This window comes from Pseudomonadota bacterium, assembly GCA_010028905.1.
Taxonomy (GTDB): domain Bacteria; phylum Vulcanimicrobiota; class Xenobia; order RGZZ01; family RGZZ01; genus RGZZ01.
In genome coordinates this window covers 1-6,991 of record RGZZ01000270.1, presented here as the reverse complement: position 1 = coordinate 6,991, position 6,991 = coordinate 1, and the positions used below count along the sequence as shown (strand labels likewise).

The following is a 6,991-nucleotide window of genomic DNA, read 5'->3' as shown; positions in this document are numbered from 1 at the left end:
GAATATGTAGGTCCATGAAGGGACCCGCAGCCCTAAACCACCCTAATCGTGAAGGGCGGGTGGGTGAGTACGCGGGCAACTTCAGCGATACCCTCGAGGCGCGCACGGCCGCGCTCGAGGCGGCATCGGCCGCGGCAGTGCAACGCCCCTCGCGACAAGCGCCTGGCGTCGACACCCCCGCAGCCGAGGGCGAGCGCCCTCGGGCACGCAAGCTGAGCATGCGCGAGAAGCGCGAGCTTGCCTCTCTCGAGACCGAGATCGAGACCGCCGAGACGCGATGTAAAGCCCTCGAAAACCTGCTCGCGGCTGATTCGACCGACTACGCGCTCACCCAGTCTCGCTTCACCGAGCTCGAGACGCTGCGGGCGCGCCTCGACGTGGCCATGGAGCGGTGGGCCGAGCTTTCAGAGATCCCGCAGTAGATGCGCGTGGGGTCTGCGTGCCCTCGAATCGCTGCGACGGTTGCCGCCTCTCGTCTCGCATCTCACGCGCGCCCCTGTGGCAGGTGTCTCGCGCAAGGACCCTCGCCCGTCACAGGGCACGGCCCTGAAGGAGAACTCTTCACTCTGGGCAGAATGACTTCGAACACGCGCCGCTCATCGGACCCCGCCTCCCCCCCGCACCCGTCGCTCTGACGGGTGGGCCTCGTGCCAGGGCGGCCCGACGAAAACCCAGGCGCAGGAGAACTGAACATGCGTCGCTCGATCATCGCCGCCGCGGTCGTCCTGGCTGCCGCCGCTGGCTTCGCGCTGTGGCCTTCTTCCATTCACGCGGCCGCACCCGGGTCGCTCTACGATTTCACCGTCACCGACATCGATGGCGCCAAGGTGCCGCTCTCGACCTACAAGGGCAAGGTCGTGCTCGTGGTCAACACCGCGAGCGAGTGTGGCTTCACCCCCCAGTACAAGGGCCTCGAGAAGCTCTACACGGCGCTCGAATCGAAGGGGTTCGTCATTCTCGGGTTCCCCTGCAACGACTTCGGCGGTCAGGAGCCGGGCAGCAGCGCCCAGATCAAGGCGTTCTGCAGCTCGAAGTACAGCGTCACCTTTCCGATGTTCGCCAAGGTGAAGGTCACGAAAGGACCCGACCAGGCGCCGCTCTACACGTGGCTCACGAGCTGCGGCAAGAGCCCATCGTGGAACTTCTGCAAGTACCTCATCGGGCGCGACGGGCAGATCATCGAGTACTACTCGAGCATGACCGGGCCGGACGCGTCTTCGCTGCGCAAAGCCATTGACAAGGCCCTCGAGGCGAAGGGGTGAACCCCTTTCATGGCTCGACTGAGCAGAGAGTGACCTGTCATCGATGACCTCCACCACGGCGCCTGACGCCGCCCTGACCCCTTCCGCGGCCGAAGACGCCGCCCCCCGCGTCTATCGCTACTACGATCTGGTGATGGCCGCCTTCGTGTGCGTGCTGCTGTGCTCGAACCTCATCGGCGTGAAGAAGGTCACGTTCATCACCCTGCCTGTTGTGGGTGTGTTCGTGTTCAGCGCGGGCAATTTGTTCTTTCCCATCAGCTACTTCTTCGGTGACATTCTCACCGAGGTGTACGGCTACGCGCGTTCGCGCCGCGTGGTCTGGGCGGGGTTCGCCGCACTGGCGTTTGCCTCGCTGCAGAGCTTCGTTGTGGTGAACACCCCGCCCGCCCCCGGTTTCACCGCACAAGACATGCTGGTGTGGGCCTTTGGCAGCACCTGGCGCATCACGGGGGCCTCGCTCATCGCCTACTTCTGCGGTGAGTTCGTGAACTCGTTCGTGCTGGCCCGGCTCAAGGTGCTCACCGAGGGCAGGCACCTCTGGATGCGCACCATCGGCTCGACGGCGTGCGGCGAGATGGTCGACACGCTCATCTTCTATCCGCTTGCGTTCTATGGTGAGTCGTGGATGTCGAACGACATGCTGGTGCATGTGATGATCGCCAACTACTGCATCAAGACGGGGTGGGAGGTCGTGTCGACGCCCCTCACCTACAAGATGGTGGCCTTCTTCAAGAAAGCCGAGAACGAAGACTACTACGACCGCACAACCCACTTCACGCCCTTCTCGCTGAAGGTGTAGCGCGAATCGGGGCTTTCGCGTCAATCGGCGGGACGGTAGCGCTTGCGGGCTTCGCCCACCAACTTCACGACCTTGGCGTAGTCACCGAACGACTGGCTGTCGATGGTGACCTGGTTGTTGTCATCACCGATGAGGGCTCTGCAGAACCACTTCTTGTCCGGGGGGGAGACCTGGAACACCGACAAGGAGGCCCAGGGAATGCGTATGGTGGTGCCCCCCTGCTGGTAGCTGAACGAGTTCTCGCTCAGCCGAACCGTCTGCTTCAGGCGCCGCAGCGGGGCCACGATGCTGAAGGTCAACAGGGCCACACCGATGTACTCGAACGGGTCTCCGCGATGCAGCGTGGGCCACGTCTGGTTCATGCTCCAGCCGTAGGCCCCCACCACCAGACTGATGGCAGCGTTGAACGCGGTGAGTGCAAGAACCTCTTGCGTGAGGTTGCTCTTGAAGACGATGACCTGGCTGGTGCTGCTTTCTTTCGTGCTCATCGCTTTGGCCCTAGCCCTTCTGACAGGCGATAGTACGGCTGATTGCTCGTGATGCCGCTGACCGCGATGTGGTACGAGCCCTGGCAGAACACCGTGAAGTTCGGGGGCAGGGAGGCTCGTGCATAGCTTGGGCTGTAGGTATTTGGCCCCGCCGCCGTGGGGCACGAGGGGAGGGTCGCCAGATAGTTGGGCACGAGATTGCTCAGCGACGACGGGTAGGTCTGGCTGTTGTCGTTGGCGTAGGTCTGCAGCGCTATGGCAATGTTCTTGAGGTTCTCCGAGCAGGCCGTGAGGGTGCCGTTGTCACGGGCCGCAAGGTAGCGCGGCGTGACGATGGCAGCCAGCAGCGCGATCACCACGAGAACCGTGAGCAGCTCGACCAGTGTGAACCCGTTGGAGCGTCGTCGACGCACCCCGCACAACGTAGATTGCGAGCATTCTTCAATCATCACGGTTGAGGTTTCGTTCAACCAGAAACCTCTCCTTCAGACACAAGCGGGGCGAACGGCGTATTCTGTTTCGAGCGCAGGGCTGAACCTGGCGTGATCGAACGACCTAGGCGCGCTTGCGCCCTGTGCTTCGCACCGCGTTGTGCAGCGCCTCAGCGCGCTCGACGAGCACCTCGATCTCGGCGAAGCCGCGGCTCCAGAAGGCTTCGTCCTCCAGGTTGATGCCGAACGGGGCGAACAGCTCCTGGGGCGACCGCGCGCTTCCCGCAGCGAGCAGATCGACGTACCTGCCCACGAACGGCTTCCCCTCGTCCTTGTAGGTGCGGTAGAGCGCCATGGTGAGCAGCTGGCCGAACACGTACGCGTAGCAGTAGAAGCGCGACCCGATGAAGTGCGGGATGTACGACCAGCCGAGCCCATACCCCTCGGTGAGGTTCACCGCGTCGCCGTAGTAGGCGCGGTTGGCCTCGAGCCAGGCCCCATCGAAGTCTTCTTGGGTGAGCAGGCCGCCCTTGCGCTTCTCGTACACCTTCTGCTCGAACCGCGTGAGCACCGTCTGGCGAAAGACCGTGGCGAAGATGTCCTCGATCTTGCTGCACACGAGCGCCAGCTCGGCTTCGTCGTCGAGCCCCTTGAGCATGTGGTCGAAGGTGAGCGACTCGCCGAAGACGCTGGCGGTCTCGCAGGTGGTGAGGGGGGGGTTGTAGTTGAGCGGCGTCTGCTTGCGGCTCAGCTGGCCGTGCAGCGCGTGCCCCAGTTCGTGGGCCAGGGTCATGACGTCGCGGGCGGTGCCCACGAAGTTGGTGAGCACGTAGGGGTGCATGTCCGGCGAGGGCGATGAGCAGAAGGCCCCTCCGCGCTTGCCGGGGCGCGGATACACATCGATCCACCCCCGGTCGAAGAACTCGCCCGCCATGGTACCGAAGTGGGGATCGAAGGCGCCGTAGGCGTCGAGCACGGTGCGGCGCGCCTGGGCGAAGTCGTACGACGGGGGCTCGCCACCGATGGGGGCGTACTGATCGTACAGCTCGAGGCTGCGCAGGCCGAGCATGCGCGCCTTCAGGCGGAAGTATCGCTGCGCCAGCCCCGCATGGCGCTCGACCGTGCCCAGCATGGCCTCGACCATCTCGTCGGTGGTCTCGTTGCTGAGGTGGCGAGCCGTCATGAACGATGGGTAGCCGCGCATCTCGTCGCGGATGAGGTGGTCTTCGATGATGGTGTTGTAGAGGAAGCGCGTGGCGTGCTTCACGCGCTCGGTGCCCAGGGTTGCGTAGAGCGACTCGAAGGCCTCTTTGCGCACCTTGCGATCGCCGTCGTGCAGCCGATGCAGCACCTCGGCCTTGGTGACCTCGACCTTGCGCTTCTTGCCATCGACGGTGCTGCTCACGGTGAAGCGCAGGCTGCTGTCGAGCTCGGTGAAGTACTTCTGCCACGCTCCCTGGCCGGTGCGGCGCAGCTGCATCATCACCTTCTCTTCGGCTTCGCTGCGGCGATAGGGCCGGCCGGCGCGCTCGTGGGTGAGGTAGTGACGGTAGGTGGCCAGCGCCTGGTGGGCGAGCAGCGGCTCGGCGCGGGCGTCGTCGAGCTCGAGCCACTCGAGGTCGAAGAAGATGAGATGGCTCGAGAGATCGGTGAAGGCCTTCTCGACCCGGTTCACCAGCTCTTGGTTGGCCTCGCTCGCGGTGTCTTGCGCGAACCGCAGGTGAGCGTAGGTGCTCACGCGGCTGGCCGCGCGATCGATGTCCTCGATGGCCTGCAGACCGTCGCGCATGTGCTCGGCGGTGGGACCGCCCGGCACGTCGATGGTGCCGCGGAACCTCGTCTCGAAGGCCACCGCCATCTCGAGCACCTTCGCGATGTCGGCGTCGAGCTTCGCGTCGCTGGGCGAGGCGAACAGCTCGGTGAGGTCCCACTGACCTTCAGCAGCTTCACGCACGTCTACGGTCATGATCGGTCACTCCTCGGTCTTCTCGGCGGCCACGCGTCGCCCGTGCGACATCACCACCCGCCACAGATACACGCACAGCAGGGCGAAGAACCCGCAGGTCACGAGGTTCCCCACCATCTCGGGCGGCCAGCCGTAGCTGGCGGCGATTCGCTCGGCGAACCCGCCCTCGAACCACGACTTGCCTTCTGGCCACACCAGCCAGGGCACATCCCACTTCTCGGATACGTTGAACCACAGGCCCGCCGCAAGTGTGGCGAGGCCAAGACCCACGCCCACCAGGGCGTCGCCCGCCACCATTCCGGACGCGGCCAGCAGGCCCTTGTCGTTGGCCGCCTTGTGGGCCTTCTCGGGCAGCAGCCGCATGGCCGCCTCGTGGATGAGCCCCCCGAACACGATGGTGGTCGAGAGATCGAGCGGCAGGTAGAGGCCGATGGCGAAGGGCAGCGAGCCGATGTCCATCATCTCTACCACGAGGGCGATGCCGGCGCCGACGATGACGAGCATCCACGGCAGCCGCCCTTCCATGATTCCCTGGGTGAGCACGAACATCAGGTTGGCCTGGGGGGCTTCGAACTTGTGGGCGATGACGCCCCCGGCGAAGCCGTGCACGATCATGGCCACGCTCAGCGCCGACACGGTGACGGCGATGATCTGGGTGATCTGCACCCAGCGCGGCGTGGCTCCGACCAGAAAGCCGATCTTGAGGTCTTGCGAGATGTCGCCGCCCATCGAGATGGCGATGCACACGAGGCACGCGATGACCAGGGCCGCCGCAATGCCCGCGGTACCGCCCCAGCCGGCCATCTTCAAGATGCCGCAGGTGGCGAGAAGGGCGCCGATGGTCATGCCGCTCAGGGGCATCGAGGTCGAGCCCACGATGCCCACGATGCGCGACGATACCGTCACGAAGAAGAAGGCGAACACCACCGCGAGGAAGGCGCCGATGAATCCGCTCGGGTTGATGGGCGTGGCCAGGGCGAGCAGCAGGAAGATGGCCACCAGTCCGCCCATCACGAGGGTGAGCGGCATGTCGCGGGCCGTTCTGATGTGCTGGTCGTTGGCGGCGCTGTCGGGCTTGAGCACGCCTCGGATGGCGGTGCCGAACGAGTCGACGATGGTGGGCAGCGCCTTCACCAGACTGACCATGCCGCCCATGGCCACCGCGCCCGCGCCGATGTATCGCAGGTAGGCGAGACGGATCTCGCCAGGCGCCATCTCGGCGATGAGCTTCGTCGCGGGGGCGATGGGGGCGCTCGAGGTTGCGCCGATGTATGAGATGAGCGGAATGATGACGAACCATCCGAGGGCCGCCCCGGCCAGCATCACGCCGCAGGTGCGCAGGCCGATGATGAAGCCCACCGCGAGCAGCGACGGCAGCATGTCGAAGCTCACGATGGTGGGGAAGCCGATGCCCTTGAGGGGGAACTCGATGTTCTCCGGCCACAGCTTGAAGCCGTTCATGAAGACGCGGTAGAGCCCCGCCAGGCCCAGCGCAGAGAACACCGTGCGCGCCTGATCGCCCCCCTCGTCGCCCGCCATGAGCACCTCGGCGCACGCGGTGCCCTCGGGGTAGCGCAGCTTGCCGTGCTCTTTCACGATGAGGTAGCGGCGCAGCGGGATCATGAACAAGATGCCCATCATGCCGCCAAGGCAGGCGATGGCGAACGACTTGAACCAGCTCGGGGTGAAGAGCACCTCGTGGTTGTTCTTGATGAGCCAGTCTTGCAGCAGGTAGAGGGCGGGGAGCGTGAACACCGCGCCCGCGGCCAGCGACTCGCCCACCGAGGCCATGTTCTGCACCAGGTTGTTCTCGAGCACGCTGCCGCGCTTCAAGATGCCGCGCAAGATGGCCATCGAGATCACCGCCGCGGGGATCGAGGCGCTCACGGTGAGGCCGATCTTGAGCCCCAGGTAGCCATCGGCGAGGCCGAAGAACACCGCCTGGATGAGCCCGAGCACCAGCACCTGGGTCGTGAACTCGGGCACGTCGGTGTTGCTCGCGTGGATGTAGGGGACGTAGTCTTCGCCGCTCACGACCTCCTCAG

At 65.1% G+C, this 6,991-nt stretch carries 7 protein-coding genes; 3 read left to right on the top strand and 4 right to left on the bottom strand.

All coding sequences use genetic code 11. From position 1 onward, the window contains the following. The first annotated feature begins 14 nt into the window (after window positions 1-14). The 3 genes from EB084_16520 to EB084_16510 all read left to right on the top strand — a co-directional run bounded on the left by EB084_16520 (window position 15) and on the right by EB084_16510 (window position 2,061). Window positions 15-422, top strand: coding sequence for a hypothetical protein (locus EB084_16520; GenBank protein NDD29861.1), 408 nt, complete (start codon window positions 15-17; stop codon window positions 420-422). A gap of 270 nt (window positions 423-692) precedes the next feature. After that, window positions 693-1,262 carry a glutathione peroxidase gene (locus tag EB084_16515; protein ID NDD29860.1) on the top strand — a complete coding sequence of 190 codons (570 nt, stop codon included), beginning with the start codon at window positions 693-695 and terminating at the stop codon, window positions 1,260-1,262. Window positions 1,263-1,305: 43 nt separating this feature from the next. Next, window positions 1,306-2,061 carry a VUT family protein gene (locus EB084_16510; protein ID NDD29859.1) on the top strand — a complete coding sequence of 252 codons (756 nt, stop codon included), beginning with the start codon at window positions 1,306-1,308 and terminating at the stop codon, window positions 2,059-2,061. A gap of 20 nt (window positions 2,062-2,081) precedes the next feature. Here EB084_16510 and EB084_16505 read toward each other — a convergent pair whose 3' ends face one another. From EB084_16505 to EB084_16490, 4 genes are all read right to left on the bottom strand, one after another. Continuing rightward, window positions 2,082-2,549: a hypothetical protein gene (locus EB084_16505; GenBank protein ID NDD29858.1), complete on the bottom strand. Its 468-nt coding sequence runs from the start codon at window positions 2,547-2,549 to the stop codon at window positions 2,082-2,084. Continuing rightward, window positions 2,546-2,998 (bottom strand): prepilin-type N-terminal cleavage/methylation domain-containing protein, encoded by a 453-nt coding sequence (locus EB084_16500; GenBank protein ID NDD29857.1) that lies wholly within the window; start codon window positions 2,996-2,998, stop codon window positions 2,546-2,548. Before EB084_16500 ends, EB084_16505 begins: the two co-directional genes overlap by 4 nt. Window positions 2,999-3,104: 106 nt before the next feature. Further along, window positions 3,105-4,946 carry a M3 family oligoendopeptidase gene (locus tag EB084_16495; protein NDD29856.1) on the bottom strand — a complete coding sequence of 614 codons (1,842 nt, stop codon included), beginning with the start codon at window positions 4,944-4,946 and terminating at the stop codon, window positions 3,105-3,107. Between the two features lie 6 nt (window positions 4,947-4,952). Then, the coding region (locus tag EB084_16490) for an oligopeptide transporter, OPT family (GenBank protein NDD29855.1) at window positions 4,953-6,991 on the bottom strand (2,039 nt) is incomplete at its 5' end.

Coding starts and splice junctions, on each gene's coding strand:
- EB084_16500 (NDD29857.1), bottom strand. CDS start 2,998: ATGATTGAAGAATGCTCGCAATCTACGTTGTGCGGGGTGCGTCGACGA.
- EB084_16515 (NDD29860.1), top strand. CDS start 693: ATGCGTCGCTCGATCATCGCCGCCGCGGTCGTCCTGGCTGCCGCCGCT.
- EB084_16505 (NDD29858.1), bottom strand. CDS start 2,549: ATGAGCACGAAAGAAAGCAGCACCAGCCAGGTCATCGTCTTCAAGAGC.
- EB084_16495 (NDD29856.1), bottom strand. CDS start 4,946: ATGACCGTAGACGTGCGTGAAGCTGCTGAAGGTCAGTGGGACCTCACC.
- EB084_16520 (NDD29861.1), top strand. CDS start 15: ATGAAGGGACCCGCAGCCCTAAACCACCCTAATCGTGAAGGGCGGGTG.
- EB084_16510 (NDD29859.1), top strand. CDS start 1,306: ATGACCTCCACCACGGCGCCTGACGCCGCCCTGACCCCTTCCGCGGCC.